The 25009-nt window shown below is 69.8% G+C and carries 20 protein-coding genes; 12 read left to right on the top strand and 8 right to left on the bottom strand.

The features are described 5' to 3' along the window. Positions 1 to 125 precede the first annotated feature (125 nt). Positions 126 to 1127, bottom strand: a complete 1002-nt coding sequence (locus tag J2850_RS18315; RefSeq protein WP_209984315.1) for a choline ABC transporter substrate-binding protein — start codon at positions 1125 to 1127, stop codon at positions 126 to 128. Positions 1128 to 1328: 201 nt separating this feature from the next. On the opposite strand from J2850_RS18315, the gene betI reads away from it, so the two are divergent. Beyond that, a complete protein-coding gene (betI, locus tag J2850_RS18310; protein WP_209984311.1) occupies positions 1329 to 1904 on the top strand; it encodes a transcriptional regulator BetI in 576 nt (191 codons plus the stop codon). Between the two features lie 11 nt (positions 1905 to 1915). Here betI and J2850_RS18305 read toward each other — a convergent pair whose 3' ends face one another. Beyond that, positions 1916 to 2824, bottom strand: a complete 909-nt coding sequence (locus J2850_RS18305; protein WP_209984307.1) for an ABC transporter permease — start codon at positions 2822 to 2824, stop codon at positions 1916 to 1918. After that, entirely contained in the window at positions 2817 to 4019 is a 1203-nt protein-coding gene (locus J2850_RS18300; protein WP_246513196.1) for a quaternary amine ABC transporter ATP-binding protein, read from the bottom strand. The genes J2850_RS18305 and J2850_RS18300 overlap by 8 nt, the downstream gene beginning before the upstream one ends. A gap of 397 nt (positions 4020 to 4416) precedes the next feature. Between J2850_RS18300 and J2850_RS31825 the strand changes: the two genes are divergently transcribed. The 9 genes from J2850_RS31825 (at position 4417) to J2850_RS18255 (ending at position 17391) form a co-directional block, all read left to right on the top strand. After that, positions 4417 to 6081: a methyl-accepting chemotaxis protein gene (locus tag J2850_RS31825; protein ID WP_209984304.1), complete on the top strand. Its 1665-nt coding sequence runs from the start codon at positions 4417 to 4419 to the stop codon at positions 6079 to 6081. A gap of 371 nt (positions 6082 to 6452) precedes the next feature. Then, positions 6453 to 7814: a methyl-accepting chemotaxis protein gene (locus J2850_RS18290; protein WP_209984301.1), complete on the top strand. Its 1362-nt coding sequence runs from the start codon at positions 6453 to 6455 to the stop codon at positions 7812 to 7814. 154 nt (positions 7815 to 7968) lie between these two features. Beyond that, positions 7969 to 9039, top strand: a complete 1071-nt coding sequence (locus J2850_RS18285) for an AbrB family transcriptional regulator (protein WP_307354436.1) — start codon at positions 7969 to 7971, stop codon at positions 9037 to 9039. 163 nt (positions 9040 to 9202) lie between these two features. After that, positions 9203 to 10363 (top strand): trans-sulfuration enzyme family protein, encoded by a 1161-nt coding sequence (locus J2850_RS18280; protein WP_209984298.1) that lies wholly within the window; start codon positions 9203 to 9205, stop codon positions 10361 to 10363. Between the two features lie 432 nt (positions 10364 to 10795). Further along, positions 10796 to 12070, top strand: coding sequence for an imelysin family protein (locus J2850_RS18275; protein ID WP_209984296.1), 1275 nt, complete (start codon positions 10796 to 10798; stop codon positions 12068 to 12070). A gap of 144 nt (positions 12071 to 12214) precedes the next feature. Then, positions 12215 to 13711, top strand: a complete 1497-nt coding sequence (locus J2850_RS18270) for a multicopper oxidase family protein (RefSeq protein WP_209984294.1) — start codon at positions 12215 to 12217, stop codon at positions 13709 to 13711. Further along, positions 13704 to 14999, top strand: coding sequence for a di-heme oxidoredictase family protein (locus J2850_RS18265; RefSeq protein WP_246513195.1), 1296 nt, complete (start codon positions 13704 to 13706; stop codon positions 14997 to 14999). The genes J2850_RS18270 and J2850_RS18265 overlap by 8 nt, the downstream gene beginning before the upstream one ends. Before the next feature lie 49 nt (positions 15000 to 15048). Continuing rightward, complete coding sequence (locus J2850_RS18260; RefSeq protein ID WP_209984292.1) at positions 15049 to 16164, top strand: imelysin family protein; 1116 nt, start codon at positions 15049 to 15051, stop codon at positions 16162 to 16164. Between the two features lie 3 nt (positions 16165 to 16167). After that, entirely contained in the window at positions 16168 to 17391 is a 1224-nt protein-coding gene (locus J2850_RS18255) for a DUF1513 domain-containing protein (RefSeq protein WP_209984290.1), read from the top strand. A 112-nt stretch (positions 17392 to 17503) separates the two neighbouring features. On the opposite strand, the gene fghA is transcribed toward J2850_RS18255, so the two are convergent. Together fghA and J2850_RS18245 are read right to left on the bottom strand one after the other, a co-directional pair. Then, positions 17504 to 18355, bottom strand: coding sequence for an S-formylglutathione hydrolase (gene fghA / locus J2850_RS18250; RefSeq protein WP_209984288.1), 852 nt, complete (start codon positions 18353 to 18355; stop codon positions 17504 to 17506). 30 nt (positions 18356 to 18385) lie between these two features. Beyond that, positions 18386 to 19504: an S-(hydroxymethyl)glutathione dehydrogenase/class III alcohol dehydrogenase gene (locus J2850_RS18245; RefSeq protein ID WP_209984286.1), complete on the bottom strand. Its 1119-nt coding sequence runs from the start codon at positions 19502 to 19504 to the stop codon at positions 18386 to 18388. A 123-nt stretch (positions 19505 to 19627) separates the two neighbouring features. Here J2850_RS18245 and J2850_RS18240 point away from each other — a divergent pair, with 123 nt between their 5' ends. Continuing rightward, complete coding sequence (locus tag J2850_RS18240) at positions 19628 to 20527, top strand: LysR family transcriptional regulator (protein WP_209984284.1); 900 nt, start codon at positions 19628 to 19630, stop codon at positions 20525 to 20527. Positions 20528 to 20665: 138 nt separating this feature from the next. Continuing rightward, positions 20666 to 21199, top strand: coding sequence for a hypothetical protein (locus J2850_RS18235; protein ID WP_246513194.1), 534 nt, complete (start codon positions 20666 to 20668; stop codon positions 21197 to 21199). A 67-nt stretch (positions 21200 to 21266) separates the two neighbouring features. On the opposite strand, the gene J2850_RS18230 is transcribed toward J2850_RS18235, so the two are convergent. The 3 genes from J2850_RS18230 to J2850_RS18220 are packed head-to-tail and all read right to left on the bottom strand — an operon-like array spanning position 21267 to position 24957. After that, positions 21267 to 21857 (bottom strand): PqiC family protein, encoded by a 591-nt coding sequence (locus tag J2850_RS18230; protein WP_209984282.1) that lies wholly within the window; start codon positions 21855 to 21857, stop codon positions 21267 to 21269. A gap of 20 nt (positions 21858 to 21877) precedes the next feature. Then, positions 21878 to 23623, bottom strand: a complete 1746-nt coding sequence (locus J2850_RS18225) for a PqiB family protein (RefSeq protein WP_209984280.1) — start codon at positions 23621 to 23623, stop codon at positions 21878 to 21880. Positions 23624 to 23634: 11 nt separating this feature from the next. Next, on the bottom strand, positions 23635 to 24957 hold the full coding sequence (locus J2850_RS18220; RefSeq protein WP_246513193.1) for a paraquat-inducible protein A: 1323 nt from the start codon (positions 24955 to 24957) through the stop codon (positions 23635 to 23637). Positions 24958 to 25009 lie beyond the last annotated feature (52 nt).

The raw sequence follows: 25009 nt of genomic DNA, 5'->3' as shown, positions 1-25009 counted from the left end.
GGGCAAAGGGATAAGGATGTGGCGGCGAACGGCGTAACCTCAACGGGAGGCGGCCGGCCGCCCGCCACACCTCCCGGCATCCTGCGGGCCGGATTCGCAGTACCGGCCCGCGCGCCCTGCCCGCGCTACGACTTCGCCGGCAGTCCCAGCTTGGCCTGGACGGCGGCCAGGCCGTCCTTGCCGTCGACGGTGGTGACGCCGGCCAGCCACGCCTTCAGCACGTCGGGATTGCTCTTCAGCCAGCCGCGGGCGGCGGCATCCGGCTTCTTGTTGCCGTTCATGATGTCGTCCATCACCGCGTTTTCCATGGCCAGCGTGAAGGACAGGTTGGACAGGAACCTGCCGACGTTGGGGCAGTCGGCGGCGTAGCCCTTGCGCACATTGGTGGACACGGTGGCTCCGCCGAGGTTGGGGCCGAACCAGTCGTCGCCGCCTTCCAGATAGGAGATCTCGAAGGTCTTGTTCATCGGATGGGGCTCCCAGCCGAGGAAGACGATCCAGGACTTGCCGCGCGCCGCACGCTTCACCTCGGCCAGCATCCCGGCCTCGCTGGACTCGACGAGCTTGAAGTCCTTCAGGCCGAAGGCGTCCGCCTTCAGCATCTTGTCGATCAGCAGGTTGCCGTCGTTGCCGGCCTCGATGCCGTGGATCTTGCCACCCAGCTTGTCCTTGAACTTCGCGATGTCGGCGAAGGTTTTCAGGCCGGCATCCGCCGCGTATTTCGGCACCGCCAGCGTGTATTTGGCGCCTTCAAGGTTGACGCGGGTGACCTCGACCGATCCGTCCGCCAGTGCTGGCGTCAGGAACGGCTCCATCGTCGGCATCCAGTTGCCGAGGAAGACGTCCAGCGACTTGGTCTTCAGCCCGGTGTAGACCAGCGGCACCGAGGACATCGTGGTCGTCGGCTTGTAGCCCAGCGCATCCAGCGTGACCGAGGCGAGCGCCGTCGTCGCCGTGATGTCGGTCCAGCCGACATCGCCGAACCGCACCGTCCGGCAGGCCGCCGGGTCCGCCGGATCGGCCGCCTGGGCGACGCCCGCCCCGAGCGCCAGGACCAGCGCGGCGCCTGCCGCAGCCCCCGCCACCGCGCCTGCCGTCTTCCGGGCAAGAGCCTTCCACGCCTTCATATCGTCAACTCCTCGTTATGCTGATCAGTCACATTCGCCATCGACGCAGAGGTGAAAATGGCGCATCTGTTTGCGGGAATGCCAAGGCTCGGGTTGACCCCGGACCCGGGCAGGACCTGCGGATTCGCCGGGTCCCGCCGCCCGTCCGGGCGCGGGTTCGGCGACGCTGCGTAGCGGAAAAGGACAGGAGACCGTTCGCCCATGCCCAAAGTCGGAATGGAACCCATCCGCCGCCGCCAGTTGATCGACGCCACCATCGCCTCGATGGGCGAGCACGGCCTCGTGGACACCACGGTCCAGACGATCAGCCGTGGCGCCGGCCTGTCGCCCGGCATCATCCATCATTATTTCGGCGGCAAGGACGAACTGCTCGCCGCCACCATGCGCAGCATGCTGCAGCAGCTTCGCGACGACGCCACCCAACGGCTGGCCGCCGCCCACTCCCCGCGGGCGCGCCTGGAGGCGATCATCGACTGCAACTTCGCTCCCGGCCAGTTCGAGCCGCGGGTCGTCGCGGCATGGCTGGGCTTCTGGGCCCAGGCGCCGCACAACCCGGCACTGGCGCGGCTTCAGCGCATCAACGCGCGCCGCCTCCAGTCCAACCTGCTGCATGCCATGCGGCCCCTGCTGCCGCCGGACCGGGTGGAGCGGGTGGCGGTCGGGCTGGCGGCGCTGATCGACGGGCTGTGGCTCCGCTACGCCCTGACCGGCGCCATCGACGGCAGCGCCGCACGCGCGGTTGCGCTGGGCTACCTCGATTCCGAACTGGCGGCTTAGGCCCACGGCCGTCACCGCCCCCAGGGCAACAGCCGCCGGCGCGGCGAGGCCGGCGAGCGGGACCGGGCGGTGCGGCCGAAGCTCTGGGTGATGCGGTCGAGCACGACCGCGAGCAGCACGACGCTCAAGCCGCTCTGCACGCCCAGGCCGATGTCCAGGCGCTGGATGCCCTGCAGCACCACGTTGCCGAGCCCTCCGGCGCCGATCATCGAGGCGACGACGATCATCGACAGCGCCATCATCATCGTCTGGTTGACGCCGGCCATGATCGACGGCAGGGCATTCGGCAGTTGCACCTTCAGCAGGAGCTGGTGGTCGCGGCAACCGAACGCGCGGCCCGCCTCGACCAGTTCCGCCGGAACCTGCCGGATGCCGAGCGCGGTCAGCCGGACCGCCGGCGGCATCGCGAAGACGACGGTGGCGATGATTCCCGGGACCCGCCCCAGGCCGAAGAACAGCACCGCGGGGATCAGGTAGACGAAGGCCGGCATCGTCTGCATCAGGTCGAGCAGCGTCTTGCCCACGCCGTCGGCGATCCGGCTGCGCGCCATCAGGATGCCCAGCGGAATGCCGGCGGCAAGGCTCAGCACGGTGGAGGCGAGCACCAGCCCGAGGGTGGACACCGTCGGCTCCCAAAGCCCCATCACGAAGATGGCTCCGACCGCCAGAAGGGTGAACAGCGCGAAACGCCAGCCGACCCGCCACCAGGCCGTTGCCCCCAGCACCAGCGCGAGCACCCAGGGCGGCACCCCCAGCAGCATCCCGTCGAGCGCCCCGCCCAGCCCGTCCACGGCGCCGGAAATGGCACCCAGGACAGGCTGGCCATGGTCGAGGATCAGGTTGACCAGCCACTCCGATCCGGCTGAAATACCGCCGCCGATCGTCTCGCTCAGCCATTCGACGGAGAGCAGATCAACCATGGCGCACCTCGGCGGACGCGCCGCGGTCGAGGGCGGCGAGCAGCGCCGCCCGCGAGATCACGCCGACGAAGCGTCCATCGGCCTCCACCACCGGCAACGGGCAGGGGGCCGCCGCCACCCGGCCGAGCAGGGATTGCAGCGGCGCGTCGGCATCGGCCGGCTCCAGCCCGAACAGCGCGGTGGCCCCATCGCCCGCACGCCCGGTCGCGACGACGCCGCGGAACAGCCCTGCCCCGTCGGTGCGATAGCGGAAGCGCGGCTCGCCATGTTCCCCGAAGCCCTCGCCGGCGGCACTGCCGGGCGGCTGCGCCAAGTCGCGGGCGCGCAGCAGGCGCGAGGCATCGACGCCGCGGAAGAAGGCGCGGACATAGTCGTCGGCGGGCGAACGCAGGATCTCGGCCGGCGTGCCGATCTGGGCGATGCGCCCCTCCTCCATCACGGCGATCCGGTCTGCCAGCCGCATCGCCTCGTCGGCGTCATGGGAGATGAAGACGATGGTTCGCGCGTCCTCGCGCTGGAGACGCAGAAGTTCACCCTGCATGTCGGCGCGGATCAGGGGATCGAGGGCGGAGAAGGCCTCGTCCATCAGCATGATGGTCGGGTTCTTGGCCAGCGCCCGCGCCAGCCCGACCCGTTGCTGCATCCCCCCCGACAGCTCGCCCGGATAGCGGTCGGCGTAGGCCGACAGGCCCACCCGGTCCAGCGCGGCCAGCGCCGCCGTCCGGCGCTGCGCCCGGGGCATGCCGGCCACCTCGAGGCCGAAGGCGGCGTTTTCCAGTGCGGTGCGGTTGGGCAGCAGGGCGAAGGATTGGAAGACCATGCTCATGTCGCGCCGCAGGACCGAAACCAGATCGGAGCGGGAAAGCCGGGTCAAATCGCGGCCATCCAGGCGGATTTCCCCTTCCGACGGCTCGACTAGTCGGTTCAGCATGCGGATGACCGTGGATTTGCCCGATCCCGACAGGCCCATGATCACGAAGATCTCCCCGGCGCGGATGTCGAAGCTCGCCTCCGCCACGCCGACATTGACGTTCAGGCGCTGCAGCACCTCCGCCTTCGTCGCTCCCTGCCGCAGCATGGCCAGGGCCGGCTTGGGATCGTCGGCAAAGACCTTGCGCAGGTTCCGCACCGTCAGGCGCACCTCCCCCGTCGTCACGGAAGACGAACCGGTGGGGGTGGGAAGGATCATCGTCATGGGAAGGCTTTCGGAACGCAACGGACTGAAGGTCGGGGGCAGGCTGGACAAGCGGCCGGTAGATTGCCCCGAGACGAGGGGCTTGGTCGATAGCGGCGTTGACCAGATTTGCATTTTGATGACGGGACGGCGTGTTTTGCCGCGGTCAGCGACCCATTTTATTTTGATTGGTCGTTCAATGAAAAATATGACTCTGGCTGTGTCCGGTGCTCGGGCATGAACGTGCCGGCCATCAGAAAGAAAAATAACAGCTCCACGAAGGATATTTCTTTTTTCTTCAAAATAGAAAGAATAGGGGTAACCCCCGATTCTAAATAATTCCCACATATTCAATTAGCATCATTGATTTAGCGGATATTCTTCGGATGGGTCCGCGACGAGAATCGGGGAAAATTCCGTGAAAATTTCAACCAAGGTGATGGCGCCAGCCATCATTCTATCGTTGGTGGCCGTTGTCATCGGCGGCATCTGCCTGTGGGGAATGTCCCGCATTGCCGATGCCACGCAATCGCTGCTGGTCACCAACCGTCTTGTGGTTGCGGCATCGGAGTTGAGATCGACCAGTCGCTCACTGCAGCGCGACGCGTTGAACCTGATCGCGGAGGATGCGCAGGGCCGCGCCATGATCGACGAGCGCTTCGGCGACCGGCTCGACCTGATGCGGACCCAGGTGTCCGAGGTCAGTCGCCTCCTGATTTTGACGGGCAGCGGCGACGCGGCGCGCCTGAGCGCACTGCAGGGCGAGGTGGTGGCGTCGCTGGCCAGGGTCAGGGAACAGGCGGTGGGCGGTAAGTCCGATGGCGCCCGATCGATCTTCCGCAACGAACTGCGCGCCAGCGAGCGCGCGGCTTCCACCCTGACCGACCCGATCATCGAGCGCGGCGCGGAAGAGGTCGACCGGCTAACGGAGAACCTGTCGCAGGTCGAGGCCTCCGTCTGGACTTCAGCCCTGTCGTTCGGGGGGCTTGGCATCCTCGTCGGTGTCGTGGGCTCCTGGCTGGTCGCCCGGCGGGGCATCTCCGGCCCGCTGGACCGGCTCACGGCTGCCATGAAGGACCTGTCGCAGAAGCATTACGCCATCGACCTCTCCGACGCAGGCCGGACCGACGAGGTTGGCGCGATGGCGAAGGCCGTCACCGTGTTCCGCGACGCCATGCAGACCGCCGACCGGTTGGAAGCCGAGCGGCTGCTGACACAGGAGGCTCGGGAACGCCGGGCGGCGGAGATCGAACGCCTGATCGCCGGTTTCGAGGTCGAGGTCGGCGACATCATGCGCAGCGTGTCGGAAGCGGCGTCGACCCTCGATACCACCGCGCAGAGCATGGGATCGGTGGCCGAGCGAACCGATATCCGTGCCTCCGCCGCCGCCGAGGCCGCAGAGGAGGCATCGACCAACGTGCAGACGGTCGCCGCGGCTGCTGAAGAACTGGCCATTTCAATCCAGGAGATCAGCGGGCAGGTCCACCGCTCCACCGAGATCACCACCCGTGCCGGGGCGGAGGCGGAGCAGGCCAACCGGCAGGTCGAGGGGCTGGTCGAGCAGGCGCGGCGCATCGGTGAGATCGTGGACATGATCGCAGGCATCGCCAGCCAGACCAACCTGCTGGCGTTGAACGCCACCATCGAGGCGGCGCGCGCCGGCGAGGCCGGCAAGGGATTTGCCGTGGTCGCCAGCGAGGTCAAGCACCTGGCCACCCAGACCGCCAAGGCGACCGAGGACATCTCGGCCCAGATCGCCTCCATGCAGGGAGCGACCGACGGCGCCGCCCTGGCGATCGCGGACATCGGCGGCACCATCGGGTCGATCCGCGAGGTGGCCTCCTCGATCGCCGCCGCGATCGAGGAGCAGGGTGCGGCGACGGCCGAGATTTCCCGCAACGTCCAGGCGGCGGCGGATGGCACCCGCTCCGTGACGTCCAACATCCTGGGCGTCAGCCAGGCTGTGTCTCAGACGGGGGCGGCGGCATCGGAGCTGAAGGGGGCGTCGGGCGATCTCGCCGGGCAATCGACCCACCTGCGGCGCGAGGTGGAACGTTTCCTGTCCGGCATCCGGGCCGCCTGAGCACAGGATTGGCGGTCTTCGGGGAAGGCCAGGTAAAAATGGGAAGGCCTGGGCTTTCCCATTTTTCCTTTGCGGGAATTGTCCGGTGCTTCAAGCCCTCTGCTAAGGGGGCTATGCCGCGTCCTAAGATCATGCCATCGGTTATGAAATAAATATGTCCATGACTGAAAGCTTTAGTCGCGGGTTGGATTTCCAACGAAATATATAGCTAAAAGATTACACTTTATTATTTTTTGTCACCAGTGTTTATTCTCGCCGACGCATACAACGATATGCAAGCCGATTGAAGGTTTTCGCCTTTCTCCGCGGTTGTGCTTCAAGGTTAGCGTCGCCACCCATACGCGAAAAAATGCTGGGGGAGTCGTCAGAAAATGAGTGCCGACCCGAACGATGCGCAGGCAAAGCGCCTCGCGACCTTCGCCATCACCGAAGACGATCTTGCCCTGCTGCGGTCCGGCCGGGAGTTCGCGGAGCGCCGGCTTCCGGCCCTTCTCGAACAATGGCATGACCAGTTCGCCGCCTGGCCGGAAATCCAGACGGCGCTGATGCTGCCCGACGTCCATGCGGCCCGCGTCGACCACTGGACCCGGGCGGCGTCCGGCCGCATCGACGCCGGCTTCGCGGACTCGGCGCGGCGGCTGGCGACGCTCTTTTATCAGAACGGCGTCCCGGCCTATGCCGTGTCGATCTGTCACTACATCGTCAGTTCCAACATCGCCCGCGAACTCGGACTGACGTCGAGCGAAGGCGGGATGATGAGCGGCCTGTTCGCCGCCGGCGCCCGCCGGCACCGGGCGGAGATGCTTCAGGCGCTGACCAAGATGGCCTGGTTCGACCTGGAGCTGCTGCTGGAGACTTACAGGACCGCCGAAGAGGAGAGCAAGCGATCCACCCTGGACCGGCTCGCCCGCAGCTTCGAGGACAGCGTCAAGGGCATCGTCGAGGGAACGGTCGCCGCGTCCAACCGGATGCAGGCAAACGCGCAGCGCATGTCCGAGATCGCCACCGCCACCAGCCGCCGTTCGGCGGACGTCGCGTCGGAGACGGAGGTTTCCTCCGCCAGCATGCAGACGGTCGCCGGCGCCGCCGGACAGCTCTCCGCCTCGATCGCCGACATCAGCCGTCATGTCGGCGAGTCGTCCCGCATCTCGACCTCGGCCGTCGAGGAGGCCGAGCGGACCAAGGAGACCGTCAGCGGCCTGGTGGCCGCGGCGCAGCGCATCGGCGAGGTGGTGAACCTGATCAACAGCATCGCCAGCCAGACCAACCTCCTGGCGCTCAACGCCACCATCGAGGCTGCCCGGGCCGGCGAGGCGGGAAAAGGCTTTGCCGTCGTCGCCAACGAGGTCAAGCACCTGGCCAACCAGACCGCCAAGGCGACGGAGGACATCTCCAGCCAGATCGCCGGCATGCAGTCCGCCGCCGGCAGCGCCGCCGAGGCGATCCACGCCGTCGGCCGCACCATCACCCACATCAACGAGATCGTCACCACCGTCGCGGCCACGGTGGAACAGCAGGCCGCCGCGACGCAGGACATCACCCGCAACGTCCAGGACGTCGCGGCCGGCGCCCGCCGCGTCACCTCCTCCATCGCGCAGATGACGCAGTCCTCGACGGAAACCGGGACCATCGCGCAGGAGGTCCTGACCGCGGCCGGCAGCCTCCATCGCCAGGCCGACGAGCTGAACCACGGCGTCGGCGACTTCCTGAACCGCATCCGAACGGCGGCCTGACCGGCTGCCGGCTCACCGGCCCCCTCCCCGACCACGTCCCCCCGCCTCTGCGCATGGCTGCCTCGCCGCGGCGCTCCTCCGCTCCTCCTGGACGGACCGGACCGCCGACGGGCAGCATGCGGGCGTCGTGCCTGTTTCGTACAGATACGGATGCGTGACCGCAGCGGGGGATCGGATGGATGGCGGCCGGATGAGGACGGTGGCGCAGTGGGCAGGGCTGTTGGCCCTGTCGGTGGCGGTGACGCTTGGCCTGGACGCCGCCGGACTGCCCGCCGCCTGGCTGATCGGGCCGATGATCGCGGCGATCGCGCTCGGTGTCGGCGGCGCCTCGGTCCGGGTGCCGCCATCCGGATTCACGGCGGCGCAGGCGATCATCGGTTGCCTCGTCGCCCATGCGGTCACCCCGTCGATCCTGCTGTCGATCGCCCAGAACTGGCCGCTGATGTTCGGTGCGGTCGGAGTCACCGTGCTGGTCAGCGGCATCGTCGGCTGGCTGTTCGTGCGCTACGGCAGCCTGCCCGGCACGACCGCGGCCTGGGGCGTCTCGCCGGGGGCCGCCTCTGCCATGGTCGCGATGGCCGGGGAATACGGCGCCGACGTCCGGCTGGTGGCGGTGATGCAATATCTCCGCGTCGTGCTGGTGGTGCTCAGCGCGTCGCTGGTGACGCATGCGCTGACCGCCGGTCCGCAGGGCGGGGCCGTTCCGGTCGCGCCGGTGGAGCTGGTCGATCCGCTCGGGCTGGCGGCGACACTGCTGGTGGCGGCGGTCGGCGGCTGGGCCGGCCAGCGCTTCCGCATCCCGTCCGGCGCCCTGCTGGTGCCGATGGTCCTGGGAGCCCTGCTGCAATCCGGTGCCGGCGTGACCCTGCAACTGCCGCACCCGCTGCTGACCGTCACCTACGGCGTCATCGGCTGGAGCATCGGCCTGCGCTTCACGCGGGACGTCCTGCGGCATGCCCTGCGCGCCGTGCCGCAGATGCTGCTGTCGACCGGGCTGATGATCGCCCTCTGCGGCCTGTCGGCGTGGGTGCTGGTCTCCCTTCTGCCGACCGACCCGCTCACCGCCTATCTCGCCACCAGCCCAGGGGGGCTGGATTCGGTGGTGGTGATCGCGCTTGGCACCGGGGTGGATCTGCCGCTGGTGCTGGCCCTGCAGACGCTGCGGCTGTTCGTGGTGGTGCTGTCCGGGCCGCCGCTTGCCCGGCTGATCGCCCGCTACGCCTGATCCGCTTTCCCTGCGGTCCTGCCGCCCCGCGGGGCATCGCGGGGGCTGGCGGCAGGGTCGGCCGGGAGCGCGGGCAAGACGGGCGATGGCGCCGTTGCGCATCCGGCGCCGCGGGTTTTATCCTTTTCCCCCCGATGCAGAGCCCAACCGGAGTGCCCCGGCGATGACCGACCGTTTCCACCGTCCCGAGACCATTGCCGCCGGCGCGCTCGGCTTCGAGGACGCCGCCAGCGGAGCCGTCATTCCGCCGATCCATCCCTCCACCACCTACGTCCGCGACCCCGACAACGGCTATGGCCGCGGCCGGGTCTATGCGCGGGCCGACAACCCGACCTTCGACGTTCCGGCGCAGACCATAACGGCGTTGGAAAAGGGCGCGGACACCCTGCTGTTCGCCTCCGGCATGGCGGCGGCCACCGCCGTCTTCCAGGCACTGGATCCCGGCGACCATGTGATCGTGCCCGACGTGATGTACTGGGCCTTCCGCAACTGGGTCCACGGCCCGGCCACCCGGTGGGGGCTGAAGGTCGAAGGCGTGGACACCAGCAACACCGACGCCGTGCGCGCCGCATTGCGGCCCGGCCAGACGCGCCTGGTTTGGGTGGAGACGCCGGCCAACCCGCTGTGGACGGTCACCGACATCGCCGCGGTGGCGGAGCTGGCGCACGAGGCCGGCGCGTGGCTGGCGGTCGACAGCACGGTGGCGACCCCGGTGCTGACCCGGCCCCTGGAGCTGGGGGCCGACATCGTCATGCATTCGGCGACCAAATACCTGAACGGCCACTCCGACGTCGTCGCCGGCAGCCTGACCGCCGCCCGGAAGGACGAGTTCTGGGCGCGGATCAAGGCGGTGCAGGCCCAGCAGGGCGGCATCATCGGCAGCTTCGAGGCCTGGCTGCTGCAGCGCGGGCTGCGCACCCTGTTCGCCCGTGTCCGCTGGCAGAGCGCCGCGGCAATGACGCTGGCGGAGCGGCTGGCGGCCCACCCGCAGGTGGCGGAGGTGCTCTATCCCGGCCTGCCCGGCTTCCCCGGCCACGGCATCGCCGCCCGGCAGATGACCGGCGGCTTCGGCGGCATGCTGTCGATCCGCGTCGAGGGCGACGCCCAGGCGGCGATCGCAACCGCCGCCGGCGTCGGCGTCTGGCGCCGCGCGACGTCGCTCGGCGGGGTGGAGAGCCTGATCGAGCATCGCGCCAGCATCGAGGGGCCGGCCTCCCCGGTTCCGGGCGACCTGCTGCGCCTCTCCGTCGGGCTGGAGTCGCCCGACGACCTGTATGAGGATCTGGACCAAGCCCTGCGGCGGGCGGCGTTGCGGCAGGACTGACCCTCGCCGCAACGCCGCCCGCCTTCGGACCCGAAAGGGCTTCCGGATCGGCGGCCGGCGTTCAGGAGGAGGAGCGGAAGGCGTCCCGCATCGTCCGGCTCCCCACCTCCCCTTCGCTTCATCATGGCAAAAGCACTTCCTTTACAATGGCCTGGCAACGATTTTCCGTGCCTCGCCCGGCATGCAGGCCATGCAGGCCAACCACCGCAGCGGCGCGGCAATCCGTCGCGCAGGCCGCCGGTCCGCTTGCGGTGCCATTTGCGGCGCCGCTATTCCGATGGTGATCCGTCCGGTGGGCAGGGCGGCCGAGGCTTGCCGGAGTACCCACAGCGCGGATAGGGCTTGACAGTGAGAATGATTCGCGACGTTATGCGCTGAGAATCAATCGCACCTTTCGCCGATATCCGATCACCGTCGTTCGAGGAGACCTCCATGTCGAAGCGCGCTGCCGGCCTTGCCGCCGTAGCCGTCGTTGCCCTGCTGCCGTTCGGCGCCCATGCGGCGGCCCCGGCCTACAAGGACGTGGCGAAGAACTACGCCGACATCGCCCATGCCGCCTACGAGGATGCCGCCAACGGCGCCAAGGCGCTGAAGAAGGCGGTGGACGCCCTGGTCGCCAACCCGACCGAGGACACGCTGGCGAAGGCGCGCGAGGCCTGGAAGGCCGCCCGGGTCCCCTACATGCAGACGGAAGCCTTCCGCTTCGGCAACCCGATCGTCGACGAGTGGGAGGGCAAGGTGAACGCCTGGCCGCTCGACGAGGGCCTGATCGACTATGTCGACGAGGGCTATGCCGGCGGCGAGAGCAACCCCTACGCCAAGGCGAACGTCATCGCCAACCCGAAGATCACCGCAGGCGGCAAGACCATCGACGCCTCGAAGATCAACAAGGCGCTGCTGTCGGAGAAGCTGCACGAGGCCGGCAAGGTCGAGGCGAATGTCGCCACCGGCTACCATGCCATCGAATTCCTGCTGTGGGGCCAGGACCTGCACGGCACCGGCCCGGGTGCCGGCGAGCGCAAGGCGACCGACTACGCCAAGGGCAAGGCCTGCACCAACGACCATTGCGACCGCCGCGCCCAGTACCTGACCGTCGCCACCCAGATGCTTGTCGACGACCTGTCCGAGATGGCCGCCGACTGGGCGGCCAAGGGCAAGGCCCGCGCCTCGATCGCCAAGGCGCCGGAGAGCGAGGGCGTCGCCCGCATGCTGACCGGCCTCGGCTCGCTCAGCTACGGCGAACTGGCCGGCGAGCGCATGAAGCTCGGCCTGATGCTGCACGATCCCGAGGAGGAGCATGACTGCTTCTCCGACAACACCCACAACTCGCACTATTACGACGAAGTCGGGATGGTGAACGTCTACAACGGCAGCTACAAGCGCACCGACGGCAAGACCGTCTCCGGCGCCTCGCTGTCGCAGCTCGTCGCCGCCAAGTCGGCCGACGCCGACGCCGCGGTGAAGACCGCCATGGCCGACACCATGAAGGCGATGCAGGCGATCAAGGACACCGCCGACAGCGGCAAGATGGCCTACGACCAGATGATCGGCGCCGACAACGAGGAAGGCAACAAGCTGGTCGCCACCGCCGTCGACCAGCTCGTCAACCAGAAGAAGGCGCTGGAGGGTGCAGTCAACGCGCTCGGCGTCTCGGTCAGCGTCCAGGGCTCCGACAGCCTCGACGACCCGTCGAAGGTCGGCAAGTAAGGTCGCTGCCATCCGGCCCCGGCCCCCGCGCCCACCCGCGCAGGGCCGTGCCCCTCGCTTCCCTTCCGGGCCGCTCCGGCACGGAGGGGCGCCGGGCCGGGGCCGGTCTTTTCCTGTCCAAGTCTTAGTTTCCGGACCGCCGTCATGCCTTACCGCTTCGCTCCCCCGCTCTCCCGCCGTGCCCTCCTGCGCGCCGGGGGCGCCGCCATCGCGGCGACGGCGCTCGGCGGCACCGGCTTGGCGGCACCGACCGCCGGTGCGCTGAAGGCCGGGCTCGCGGCACCCCGCCCGGTGAGCGCCGACGGCGACCTCGTCGAGGTCGAGCTGGTGGCCAAGCAGCGGATGCAGCGCATCCTTGCCGAACCGGCCGCCCCCTCGCCGCTGATCACCTACGCCGACCACTTCCCTGGGCCGGTGATCCGCATGCGCAAGGGCCAGCGGCTGCGCGCCACCCTGGTCAACGAACTGGACGAGCACACCTCGATCCATTGGCACGGCATCCGCCTGCCCAACCTGGAGGACGGCGTCCCCTACCTGACCCAGCCGCCGACCGGGCCGGGCGAACGCCATGTCTACGAATTCACGCCGCCCGATGCCGGTTCCTTCTTCTTCCACCCCCACTGCAACACGGTGGAGCTGCTGGGCCGCGGGCTGGCCGGCGTCCTGATCGTCGAGGAGCCCGACGCCCCGAAATTCGATGCCGACCTCGTCTGCCTGGTCAAGGACTGGCAATTGAACAAGGACGGCAGCTTCGGCACCTTCCTGACCGATCGCGGCGCCTCGCGCGCCGGGACCTTCGGCAGCGTGTCGACCGTGAACGGTGCCATCGAGCCGGTGATCGAGGTACCGGCGAACGGCGACATCCGCGCCCGCCTCTACAACATCGACAGCACACGCGTGGTCGACCTGCGGGTCGAGGGGGCGGAAGGCTGGATCATCGCCGTCGACGGCAACCCGCTGCCGCCCCGGCGGCTGGAGGAGGGCTGGCCGATGGGGCCGGCGATGCGCATCGACGTGCTGTTCCGGGCACCCGCCAAGGCCGGCCAGACCCTGCGGCTGACCAATGTCTACTCGGCGGAACCGCGGCCGCTCGCCACCTTCCGCGCCGTCGGCCCGTCGCTGCCCAACAAGCGATTCAAGCCTCGGGCCCTGCCGGCCGCCGACATCCCCGAGCCCGACCTGACCGACGCGCCGATCGTGCCGATGGCCTTCTCGGCGACGGCGGTGGCGCAGAGCTTCGACGGCCTCGACAAGGCGGTCCTGGCCGGCCTTCCGGCCGCCGACGCCAGTTGCCTGTCGGCCAAGACCTTCTGGGCGATCAACCAGCAGAGCTGGCCCGAAGGCGGGCACGAGCACCTGCCGCCGCCGCTGCTCACCCTGGAGAAGGGCCGCAGCTACATCTTCGAGCTGGCCAACCTGACCCCGCACCTGCACCCGATCCACATCCACGGCTACACCTTCAAGGTGCTGTCGTCGGACGGCCGCAAGGTGGTGCCGCACCATGCCGACACCGTGCTGCTGGAGCCCAAGGAGCGGCTGCGCGTCGCCATCAGGGCCGACAACCCCGGTGACTGGATGTTCCATTGCCACATCATCGAGCACCAGGACACCGGCATGATGGGATACATCCGCGTTGCCTGAGCTCCGTGCCGCCCGCCCGCTGATGCGCCGCGCCACGCTCGCCGCCGGCCTGCTCCTCGCGCTGGCCCCCGCCAGCGGCATCGCCGCCGACAGCCTCGACAACCGCATCGGCGAGGCGCTGTTCCGCCGCATGTGGGTCGCCGCCCCCACCGCGACCCAGGCGGCGGACGGGCTGGGGCCGCTCTACAACGCTCGCTCCTGTGCGACCTGCCACCCGCGCGGTGCCGGCGGCCGTCCGCCCAACCCGGCTGTGGAGGGCGACCAGGGCGTCGGCTACGCCATCAAGCTGAGCGACGACCCGGTCTACGGCCGGCAGATCCAGTCCAACGCCATTCTCGGCCAGGTGATCGAAGGCCGCCCGCGCGTCACCTACCGCGAAGAGGAGGTGCGCTTCCCCGACGGCGAGACCGTCCGGCTGCGCCATCCGACCCCGGTGGTCGCCGACCTCGGCTACGGCCCGCTGGCCGAGGCGACGGTGATGTCCGCCCGCGTTCCGCCGCGGGTCCACGGCATGGGGCTGCTCGACCGCATCCCCGCCGAGGCGATCGAAGCGGAGGCGGCGCGGCAGGCCGCCGCCGGCGGTGCGGTGGCCGGGCGGGTCAACCATGTGGTGGTCGACGGGCGTTCCCAGGTGGGCCGCTTCGGCTGGAAGGCCATGCACCCGACGCTGGACCACCAGGACGCCGAGGCGTTCAGCCTCGACATCGGCATGTCCACCCCGGCGTTCCGCGATCCCTGGGGCGACTGCACCCCGGCGCAGACCGCCTGCCGCGAGGCGCCGCACGGGGACTCCAAGCAGTTCGAGGGGCTGGAGATCCCCAGCACCGTCATCGGCCTGATCGACGGCTACCTGCGCGACCTGCCGCCCGACGGCAGCCTGACCGCCTCCGCCGACAAGGCCGGCGCCGCGCTGTTCGCCGACACCGGCTGCGCCGCCTGCCACCGCCCGTCCTGGCGGACGGCGGAGGATCCGGAGCATCCGGCCCTGTCGAACCGCGACATCTTCCCGCACAGCGACCTGCTCCTGCACGACCTCGGCCCGGCGCTGGGCGACGATCTGCCGATGGGACAGGCGCGCGGCGCCGACTGGCGCACCACGCCGCTGTGGGGCCTGAACCGGCTGGCGGCCAGGGACGGCCAGTTGTCCCTGCTGCATGACGGCCGCGCCCGCAGCGTGGCCGAAGCGATCCTGTGGCACGGCGGCGAGGCCGAGGAGGCCAGGCGGCGCTTCATGGGCATGCAAGGCGCCGAGCGGAAACGGCTGGTGCGCTACGTGCTGGGTTTGTAAAGGAAGGGCGGGGGGCCTCTTCCACGGAAAACCGAAGGGACGTGATTTTATGCGACGCCGCATAGTGCTTGGACTGATGTCGGCCGCCGCCGCCGTGGTGGCGCTGTTTCCCCGCGGGCCGGCGCTCGCCGCCCGGCAGGCGGACAAGGACACCGCCTTCCTGGCCGGCATGGTCCGCACCCACGCCCTGCCGCGCTTCGACGCTCTGGTGACGGCCGCGACGGCCTATGCCGACACGCTCGACCGCTTCGCCGCCAACCCGACCGCCGCCGGGCTGGACGAGGGACGGTCTGCCCACATCGCCGTCACCGACGCCTGGGCCGCCGTGCAGCATCTGCGGCCCGGCCCGCTGACCATGAACCTGCGGGCCGACCGCATCTCCTTCTGGCCGGAACGGCCGGGCGTGGTCCAGCGCCAGATCGGCCAGATCCTGCGCGACCACGATCCCAAGCTGCTGCAGCCGGAGGCGCTCGCCCGCCAGAGCGCAGCGGTGCAGGGGCTGACCGTCCTGGAGCGGCTGCTGTTCGACGACGCCGTGACGGTGGACAGCTTCGCCGGCAGCGACGCCAAGCTCTACCGCGCGAAGCTCGCCGCCGCCGCCGCCCGCAACATCGCGCACATCGCCACCGAGGCGCGCGACGGCTGGAAGGAGCTGGAGGGGCCGCTCGCCGCCGGACGGGAGACGGTGCTCGGCCCGACGCCGACCGAAGCGGTCAACACCCTCTTCTCCTCCGCCATCACCGCGATGCAGGTCATCGTCGACCAGAAGCTGATGGCGCCGCTCGGCACGAGCATCGAGGATGCCAAGCCGCTGGTGGTCGAGGCGCTGCGCAGCCGGCGCGGCCTGCCCAACATCGCGCAGAACCTGAAGGGGCTGCGCGCCCTGCTGATGGGCGAGCATGGCGGTCCCGGCTTCATCTCGCTGCTGCCGGAGAGCGAGGACGGCGCCACCGCCAAGCAGGCCATCGACGAGAGCTTCGCCGCCGCCATCGGCGCCATCGAGGCGGTCCCCGGCCCGCTCGACAAGGCGGTGAGCGACCCTGCCGCCCGCAAGAAGACCGAAAGCGCCCTGCGGCTGATCAAGGCGGCACGGGTTGAGATGCTGGGCACGCTGGCGCCGCTGCTCGACATCACGCTGGGCTTCAACGAACTGGATGGAGACTGAGCCATGGCGAGCAAGGGATCGGCGAGCAATGGCTCTGCGAGCAATGGATCGGTGGACCGCCGCAACGTCCTGGGTCTCGCCGCAGGCCGGGTGTTCGGCAGCAGCTTCTTTGGGGGCCGCTTCTTCGGGGGCCGCATCTTCGGCGGCGGCAGCCTGCTCGCCGTCCTGACCGGCCGGGCCAGCGCCGCTGGTGCGGCGGCCGGACCGATCTACCTCAACGCCTACGCCACCGCCGCCGAGAAGGGGCGCGAGCCGGGCTTCGGCGTCGCGGCGCTCGACGGCAGCGGCACGCCGCTGTTCACCACCGCCACGCCCGGCCGCGCCCACGCCATCGTGCCGCGGCCCGGCAAGCCGGAGGCGGTGGTCTTCGCCCGGCGCCCCGGCCGCTGGTTCCAGACCCTGTCGCTGGAGGACGGCGCCGCCGGCCCGGTGGTGCGCGCGCCCGACGACCGCCGCTTCACCGGCCATGGCGACTATTCCGCCGACGGCCGCCTCCTCTACGTCGCCGAGGACGACGTCCCGCGCGAGGAAGGGGCGATCGGCATCTACGACGCCACCGACGGCTATCGCCGCCTCGGCGCGATGCCAACCCATGGGCTCGGCCCGCACGAGCTGGTCCTGATGCGTGACGGCACCACGCTGGCGGTCGCCAACGGCGGGGTCATCACCCATCCCGACACCGGCCGGGCCAAGCTGAACCTCGACAGCATGGACAGCTCGCTCACCTATGTCGAGGCAGCGACCGGCAAGCTGCTCGACAAGGTCCGCCTGCCGGAGGAGCACGCCAACCTCGGCATCCGCCACATCGCGCTGCTCGACGACGGCGGGGTCGCCTTCGGCGTCCAGGACGAGCGGCCGATCGGCATGCTGCAGCCGCTGACCGGCGCCCATCGGCCGGGAAGCGGCGCGGTGCGGCTGTTCGAGGCGCCGGAGGAGGTGCTGTCGCGGATGCAGGGCTATATCGGCAGCGTCGCCTCCGACGGCACAACGGTCGCCGCCAGTTCGCCGATGGGCGGCGTGATCGGGCTGTGGGACGCGGCGGGCGGCGCTTGGCTCGGCTCCACCGCCCTGCCCGACGGCTGCGGCCTGGCGCCCAACGGCGAAGGCTATCTGGCGACCAGCGGCCTCGGCGTGATCGAGCCGGTATCCGCCAGTGCGGCCGCCGGACGCGAGCGGCGGGCGCCCGAGTATCGCTGGGACAACCACCTGACCCGCTGGGTGGCCTGACCCCCCGCGCCTATCCTCCCCCGGATAAGCACCTCTCTCCCCTCCCCCGCGACGCGGGGGAGGGTCAGCGAGCGGGGAAGCGCCCCGACACCGTCACAGCCCGACCGCGCCGTCAGCCCGCCAGTGCCGCGGCGTGGTGGCGGAGATGGTCCTCGATGAAGGTGCTGATGAAGAAATAGCTGTGGTCGTAGCCGGACTGCAGCCGCAGGGTCAGCGGATGGCCGGCCGCTTCGGCCGCCGCGACCAGCGCCTGCGGCCGGAGCTGGACCTCCAGGAAGCCGTCGCGGTCGCCCTGGTCGATCAGGATCGGCAGGCGCTCCGGCGCTTGCCCGATCAGGGCGCAGGCGTCCCACTCCAGCCAGCGGTCGCGGTCCGGCCCCAGGTACCGCCCGAAGGCCTTCTCGCCCCACGGCACCGCCGCCGGGTTGACGATGGGGGCGAAGGCCGACACCGCCTTGTAAAAGCCCGGATGCTTCAGCGCGCAGACCAGCGCGCCATGGCCGCCCATCGAATGGCCGGCGATGGACCGCCGGTCGCCGACCGGGAAATTCGCCTCGACCAGCGCCGGCAGCTCCCGCGTCACATAGTCGTGCATGCGGTAGTGCCGGGCCCAGGGTTCCTCGGTCGCGTCGACATAGAAGCCGGCCCCGAGGCCGAAGTCCCACGAGCCGTCCGGGTCGCCCGGCACGCCCTCGCCGCGCGGGCTGGTGTCGGGAGCGACGATGACGAGACCGAGTTCGGCGGCGGCGCGGAAGGCGCCGGCCTTCTGGGTGAAATTCTCATCAGTGCAGGTCAGGCCCGACAGCCAGTAGAACACCGGCAAGCGGTCGGCGGAAGCGGCCTGGGGCGGCAGGAAGACTGCGAAGGTCATGTCGCAGTCCACCGCCGCCGACCGGTGCCGCACCCGTTTCAGCCAACCGCCGAAGACGCGGGTTTCCGACAGGGTGGTGAGGGGATCGGTCATGGATGTGCCCTTCCGCCGGTTGCTGGCCGGTTACTGGTTGTACAGGATGACCGAGCGGATGCTCTTGCCCTCGTGCATCAGGTCGAAGGCGTGGTTGATGTCGTCCAGGCCCATGGTGTGGGTGATGAAGGTGTCCAGCTCGAACTCGCCCTTCAGGTAGCGCTCGACATAGTCCGGCAGCTCCGAACGGCCCTTGACGCCGCCGAAGGCGGAGCCGCGCCAGACGCGGCCGGTGACGAGCTGGAACGGCCGGGTGGAGATCTCCTCGCCGGCGCCGGCGACGCCGATGATCACCGACTCGCCCCAGCCCTTGTGGCAGCACTCCAGCGCGGCGCGCATCACCTTGACGTTGCCGATGCACTCGAAGCTGTAGTCGACGCCGCCGTCCGTCATCTCGACCAGGACCTCCTGGATCGGACGGTCGTAGTCGGCCGGGTTGACGACGTCGGTGGCGCCGAGCTGCCTGGCGATCTCGAACTTGTCCGGGTTGATGTCGATGCCGATGATGCGGCTGGCCTTGGCCATGGTGGCGCCGATGATCGCCGACAGGCCGATGCCGCCCAGGCCGAAGACGGCGACGGTGGCGCCCGGCTCGACCTTCGCCGTGTTCATCACAGCGCCCATACCGGTGGTGACCCCGCAGCCGAGCAGGCAGACCTTCTCGAGCGGAGCGGCCTTGTTGATCTTGGCGAGCGCGATCTCCGGCAGCACCGTGTATTCGGAGAAGGTCGAGGTGCCCATGTAGTGGGCGATCTGCTTGCCCTTGATCGAGAAGCGGCTGGTGCCGTCGGGCATCAGTCCCTTGCCCTGGGTGGCGCGGATCGCCTGGCACAGGTTGGTCTTGCCCGACAGGCAGAATTTGCACTTGCCGCATTCCGGCGTGTAGAGCGGGATGACGTGGTCGCCGACCGCCACCGAGGTGACGCCCGGCCCGACCTCCACCACCACGCCGGCGCCCTCGTGGCCGAGGATGCAGGGGAAGACGCCTTCGGAATCCTTGCCGGACAGGGTGTAGGCATCGGTGTGGCAGACGCCGGTAGCGGCGATGCGGACCATCACCTCGCCGGCCTTGGGCGCCGCGACCTCGACCTCCTCGATCTCCAGCGGACGGTTGGCTTCCCAGGCGATGGCGGCGCGCGACAGAACCATGTGGCTTCTTCCTTCCCCAAGCGGATGGCGACAATTTCCCGCAGTTTAGCGCCGTCCCTGTCATTGCAGGAACGGCAAATTCGGGAATAGATTTTTGCCGTATGGGGATAATGGAGGCCGGGCGTGAGCGGGTGGGACGGGATCGACGAATTCCTCGCGGTGGCGGAAACCGGCAGCTTCTCCCGCGCGGCGGAGCGGCTGCGCGTCTCCTCCTCGCATGTCAGCCGCAGCGTGGCCCGGCTCGAAGACCGGTTGCAGGCCCGCCTGTTCTACCGGACGACCCGCAAGGTCAGCCTGACCGAGAGCGGGCGCGCCTTCTACACCCGGTGCCAGCGTCTGGCGGAGCAGCGGGACGACGCCTTCCTGGCGGTGGGTGCGCTGCAGGGTGGCAGCGACAGCGAGGTGAAGGGCCTGCTGCGCCTGACCTGCGCCACCGCCTACGGCGAGCAGTTCGTCATGCCGCTGGTCAACGACCTGATGGAGCGCCATCCCAGCCTGAGCGTCGAGGTGGAACTGACCAACCGCCAGTTGGATCTGGTGCAGGAAGGCTATGACCTGGCGATCCGGCTCGGCCGGCTCAGCGAATCGAGCCTTGTGGCGACCCGCATCGCGCCGCGCGTGATGCATCTGTGCGCCGCCCCCTCCTACCTGGACCGTCACGGCGTCCCTGACAGCCTCGCCGGCCTTGCAGGTCACCAGTGCCTGACCGGCACCTCCGACCAGTGGCTGTTCGACGACAACGGACAGGACTGGCTGTTCCGACCGCGCGGCCGCTGGCGCTGCAACAGCGGCTTCTCGGTTCTGGATGCCTGCCTGCGCGGCTTCGGCCTGTGCCAGTTGCCCGACTATTACGTGAAGAGGCCGGTGGCCGACGGAAGGCTGGTGTCGATGCTGGACCGGCACCGTCCACCCAACACCGCGGTATGGGCGGTCTACCCGCAGAAGCGTCATGTGCCGCCCAAGGTGCATGTCGCCATCCGGCACCTGAAGGACGGGTTGGCACGCCGTCCGGAATACCGATAGGGCACCGCCGCCATCGCCGGGAAAAGGAGGCGTCCGCTAGGGTGGTGGTCGGACCGCCCTGGCTGCGCAAATGATAATGACTTGCATTCTCATTTCCTCCGACCTAGGCTGGGCATTCCATCACCTGCGGAGTCCATCATGCCGACCATGCCGTCCCGCCGCCCGGCTGCGCCGATGCGCGAGCGCTTCCAGGACCTGCAGATGCCGGAAGCGCTGATGGTTTCCGTCCTGCGGCTGTGGACCGAGCCTCTGCGTGACCCTGAGCGGCCGCACCCGCACTGGCAGGACGGCCTGATGGATGCCGGGCTGTCCAACGATGCGGCCGTTGCCTTCGACACGCTGATGCGGATCGCCATCGCCGCCTGCACACGGCCGCTCGACATCCACCGCCCACCCTGCCCGGCGCTCGGCGCCGACGAGGCGCTGCTGCTCGACATGCTGCGGCTGGCCCAGGGTGGCCGGCACGGCGAAGCCGGCCTGCTGATGAGCGGGTGGCTGCCGCTGGCCGGCGTCCGCATGGCGATGGCGCCGCTTTGCATCCTGGCGACGGCGCTGTCCCGTGCCGGGCTGCCGCTGCCCGAACCGGCCGCGGGCTCGATGGCGGGGTCGCCCACCAAGGCGATGGAGCGGCCGAGGGCGACCGCCGATCGCGGCGCCTCCCTGCTTCATTGAGGGGTTCACTAAGGCCGGCGGCGCCGTCCCACTCCGTCTCCGCGTCCGATCCCTGGGGTCCCGCCCCTCAGCGCCGCACCGCCGCCGCGACGCGGTCGGCGAAGGCCGCCAGCGCTTGGCTCATCGCCCTGACCAGCGCGTCCGGCTCCGTGCTGCCGGCCATGGCCTCGACAGTGTCGTGGGAGGGGCCGCTCTTGCGGCCGTCGCCGGCCGCGCCCAGGCTCCATTGCGTTTCCAGGACCACGCGGCCGGCGGCATCGGCCTCGAAACGCAGGATGGTCGTGGTCAGCACCACGGTCCCCTCCCCCACCGTCGTTCCCGACACCGGCAGGACGGTGGTGCCCGGCAGCCGCGCCGTCAGGTCGGCGGCCAGCGTGGAGCGCAGGCCGTCGGCCAGCGGCTCGGCCCAGCGGTCGAACTCGAGGGTTTCCACCCGGTTGCCGTCGATCCGCCGGATGATCTGCGGCCGGTCGATCAGCAGCGGCAGGTCGATGCTGCCCAGCGCCAGCCGCTGCGGCGACGTCCCGGCCGGGGCCGGGGCCGGCGTTACAGGCGCCAGCGTGTAGAGCCGGCTCTCCGGTGTCGCCTGGCAGGCTGTCAGCAGCACCAGGAGCGGGGCGGCCAGTGCCGCCGTCCGCCAAGCCCATCCCCGTCCCATCGTCGCTCGTCCCCCGGTCGTCATTGCGTCTTGCCCCGGAGCAGTGCTTCCGGGTGGCGTTCCAGATAGTCGGCCAGCACGCGGAACGAGCGTGCGGCATCGTTCAACTGCTTCAGCATCCCGGCGATGTCCGGCGTTCCGCCGCCGCCGCCGAGCAGGCCGTTGGCACTGTTCAGCGTCCCCTGGGCCGCCGTCGCCACGCCGCGCAGGCTCTGCACCAGCGCCGGCAACTGGCGGTCGGCATCGCGCATCAGCGCGTCGGCACTGCCCAGCGCCTTGGCCAGCGCCGCCAGCGACCGCGCCAGATCCGGCGAGCCGGCAAGGCCACCCACCGACTGGATGGTGCGGCGCAGGTCGCCGACCAGCGCGTCCAGCGGCAGTCCGGCGATGGTGTCCATCACCGCGCCGGCCGAGCGGGTGATGGAATCGAGGTCGCCGGAGGCCACGGTGGGCAGGTCGGAGTGCTCGCCTGACACGACGCCGCGCTTCTCCTCCGCCTCCTTGACCGGCGGCGGCGCGTTCGGCTCGATGTCGAGCGCCACCAGCTTCTGCCCGGTCAGCAGGTTGCCGGAGGCAAGCCGCGCCCTCAGCCCCTTGTCGACCAGCGACGATATCATGCGCCGGGCCGCCGCCTCGTCCATCGGTCCGCTGACCGGATCGCCGTTGACGCGCGAGATGCGCCCCGGTTCCAGCTCGATCTCGACGGGAACATGGAGCCGCTGGTCCTTGGGGTCGTAGAGCAGGCGGACGCCGACCACCTGCCCGATCGTCATGCCGCGCAGGAGGACCGGCGCACCGCCCTGCAAGCCCTGCACGGAGCCCGGGAATTCCAGGGTGTAGCGCACGCGCAGGCGGTCGCGGGTCTCGACCGCGCTGACCGGATCCTCATAGAGGGTGAACACCGTCCCTTCCGTCGCGGCCGGGCCGGCCTCCCCTTCCCCCGGGGTTTCGAGGACCACGCCGCCCAGCGCCAGGCTGCGCAGCGATTCGGTCTGGAACTTGAAGCCCTCCGCCCCGGCCGAGAACTGGATCCCGGACGAGCGCCAGAAGCGGGTCTGCTCATGCACGAGCGTTTCATACGGGGACCGGACGAAGATCGTCACCGTCACCGCCCGGTCCTGCGGCGAAAGGTTATAGCCCATCACCTCGCCGACCTGGACGCCGTGGAAATAGACCGGCGACCCCTGGGACAGCGAGCCGAGCTGCGCGGTCCTCAGCGTGAAGCTGCGCCCCGGCACGTCCGACCGCACGACCGGCGGCTCCTCGAGAGCGTTGAAGTCGCGCCGGTCGTCGCCTCCTCCGGGTTCCATTTCGACATAGCTGCCAGACACCACGGTGCTCAGCCCCGACACGCCCGCCAGGCTGAGGCGCGGACGGACCACCCAGAAGCGGGTCGACTGCTTCAGGTAACCCTGCGCCGTGCGCTCCATCCGCGCCGTGGCGACGACCCTGGACAGGTCGTCGGACAACTGCACCTTCATGATGGTGCCGAGGTCGACGCTCTTGTGCTTGATCTTGGTCCGTCCGGCCTCCAGCCCGTCGCCGGACTGGAAGGTGATGACGATTTCCGGCCCGCGCTCCTCCAGCCAGGTCCAGCCGAGCCAGCCGGCGATCAGCGCCGCCACCAGCGGCAGCGCCCACAGGGGCGACAGGCGGCGGCGCGGCGGCAGCGCGACCTCCGGCGGCTGTGCGGATGGCCGGGCGGGCTGATCGCCGTCCGGCCCGCGTCCGCTCCGCGTCTCTTCGGATTTCTTGTCGTCGGGCATCTTGTCGTCAGTCAATTGGGCCGGCCGGGATGCCGATCCGGGATGGCCGGCAACCGGGGATTTTCCTCGGCTCGGTCCCACATCACGCGGGGATCGAAGACATGGCTCGCCATCATGGTCAGAATGACGACGGCGGCGAAGGCGACGGCACCGGGGTCGGCCCGAACGGACGCGACGGCGCCGAACTGCACCAGGGCGGTCAGGATGGCGATCATGAACACGTCGATGTTGGACCAGCGCCCGATGGCGTCGATGATCCGGTAGAGCCGCGTGCGGGCGTGAAGCAGCGATGGCGAGCCGCGCCGCGCCGACAGGATGAACCAGCCGAGCCCGGCAAGCTTCAGCACCGGAACGGCGACGCTGGCGACGAACACCAGCAGCGCCAGCGGCCACAGCCCGACCTCCGCCAGCTCGTGCACGCCGCTGAGGATGGTGCTGGGGGCGCCCTGGCCGAAATTGACCACCGTCATCACCGGCAGCAGGTTGGCGGGGATGTAGAGGATGATCCCGGCGGCTACCAGCGCCGTGGTGCGCTCCAGGCTCTCGGGCTCGCGGGCGTGCAGGCGGCTGTGGCAACGGGTGCAGCGCTCCGGCGCGGGGCCATGGTCGCAGCCGTGGATGCGGTGGCAGACGCCGCAGGAAACCCAGCGCGCCGGCGGCGGCTCGTCCGTGGCCGGGACATGGTCGATCGCCTGCCAGACCGCCCGGTGGTCGAGCATCAGGTCCATGGCCGTGCGGGCAACGACATAGCCGCCCAGCGCGATGCCGCCCGCCAGGACCTCGGCGTTGGCGAAGCCCTTCAGCCGCGAATAGCCGACCAGCAGCCCCAGCAGGAAGACGTCCAGCATCGCCCACGGGCGCAACGTCTCGGTCCACGCGAACAGCCGGGCCGTCTCGCGCGGCCGGCCGGGCCGGCGCCCGCGGTGCACGCGCAGCAGCACCGCGATGACCGCCATGACGCGGGCGAACGGCGCGGCCAGCACCAGCAGCCCGACCAGCAGCGACAGCGGCCACATGCCCTGCCCGGCCAGCGCCTCGATCCCGGTGGTCACGAGGCTGGTCCGGTCGTTGCCCTGGATATGGACCGCCATCAGCGGGTTGGCCGCCACCAGAAGCAGGAGCAGGGCACCGGTGATCGCCATCGGCAGCGCATGGTGCAGCCCGCCGCGGCCCCGCCGGAACAGCACCGCGCCGCAACGCGAGCACTCCGCCCGCCGCCCGGGTGCCGGAAGGCGGATCCGGTGCAGCCTCCCGCAATGGGGGCAGCCGATCAGGTCGTCACGCGCCACGGCTCGAATGTCTCTCAACTCCACCTTGCCAAACCCTGCCGACATGCATGGCTTCCGGCTCGTGGAGCCGGGGAAACCCGCCCTCCAATTGGCTTTT

The organism is Azospirillum picis, from assembly GCF_017876115.1.
GTDB lineage: Bacteria > Pseudomonadota > Alphaproteobacteria > Azospirillales > Azospirillaceae > Azospirillum > Azospirillum picis.
This window is presented reverse-complemented; position numbering and strand designations above follow the sequence as displayed.

What these genes read in the sequence shown, in the direction of transcription:
- J2850_RS18315 (WP_209984315.1), bottom strand. Translation starts at nt 1,127, where the DNA reads ATGAAGGCGTGGAAGGCTCTTGCCCGGAAGACGGCAGGCGCGGTGGCG.
- betI (WP_209984311.1), top strand. Translation starts at nt 1,329, where the DNA reads ATGCCCAAAGTCGGAATGGAACCCATCCGCCGCCGCCAGTTGATCGAC.
- J2850_RS18305 (WP_209984307.1), bottom strand. Translation starts at nt 2,824, where the DNA reads ATGGTTGATCTGCTCTCCGTCGAATGGCTGAGCGAGACGATCGGCGGC.
- J2850_RS18300 (WP_246513196.1), bottom strand. Translation starts at nt 4,019, where the DNA reads ATGACGATGATCCTTCCCACCCCCACCGGTTCGTCTTCCGTGACGACG.
- J2850_RS18290 (WP_209984301.1), top strand. Translation starts at nt 6,453, where the DNA reads ATGAGTGCCGACCCGAACGATGCGCAGGCAAAGCGCCTCGCGACCTTC.
- J2850_RS18280 (WP_209984298.1), top strand. Translation starts at nt 9,203, where the DNA reads ATGACCGACCGTTTCCACCGTCCCGAGACCATTGCCGCCGGCGCGCTC.
- J2850_RS18275 (WP_209984296.1), top strand. Translation starts at nt 10,796, where the DNA reads ATGTCGAAGCGCGCTGCCGGCCTTGCCGCCGTAGCCGTCGTTGCCCTG.
- J2850_RS18270 (WP_209984294.1), top strand. Translation starts at nt 12,215, where the DNA reads ATGCCTTACCGCTTCGCTCCCCCGCTCTCCCGCCGTGCCCTCCTGCGC.
- J2850_RS18260 (WP_209984292.1), top strand. Translation starts at nt 15,049, where the DNA reads ATGCGACGCCGCATAGTGCTTGGACTGATGTCGGCCGCCGCCGCCGTG.
- J2850_RS18255 (WP_209984290.1), top strand. Translation starts at nt 16,168, where the DNA reads ATGGCGAGCAAGGGATCGGCGAGCAATGGCTCTGCGAGCAATGGATCG.
- fghA (WP_209984288.1), bottom strand. Translation starts at nt 18,355, where the DNA reads ATGACCGATCCCCTCACCACCCTGTCGGAAACCCGCGTCTTCGGCGGT.
- J2850_RS18245 (WP_209984286.1), bottom strand. Translation starts at nt 19,504, where the DNA reads ATGGTTCTGTCGCGCGCCGCCATCGCCTGGGAAGCCAACCGTCCGCTG.
- J2850_RS18235 (WP_246513194.1), top strand. Translation starts at nt 20,666, where the DNA reads ATGCCGACCATGCCGTCCCGCCGCCCGGCTGCGCCGATGCGCGAGCGC.
- J2850_RS18230 (WP_209984282.1), bottom strand. Translation starts at nt 21,857, where the DNA reads ATGGGACGGGGATGGGCTTGGCGGACGGCGGCACTGGCCGCCCCGCTC.
- J2850_RS18225 (WP_209984280.1), bottom strand. Translation starts at nt 23,623, where the DNA reads ATGCCCGACGACAAGAAATCCGAAGAGACGCGGAGCGGACGCGGGCCG.
- J2850_RS18220 (WP_246513193.1), bottom strand. Translation starts at nt 24,957, where the DNA reads ATGTCGGCAGGGTTTGGCAAGGTGGAGTTGAGAGACATTCGAGCCGTG.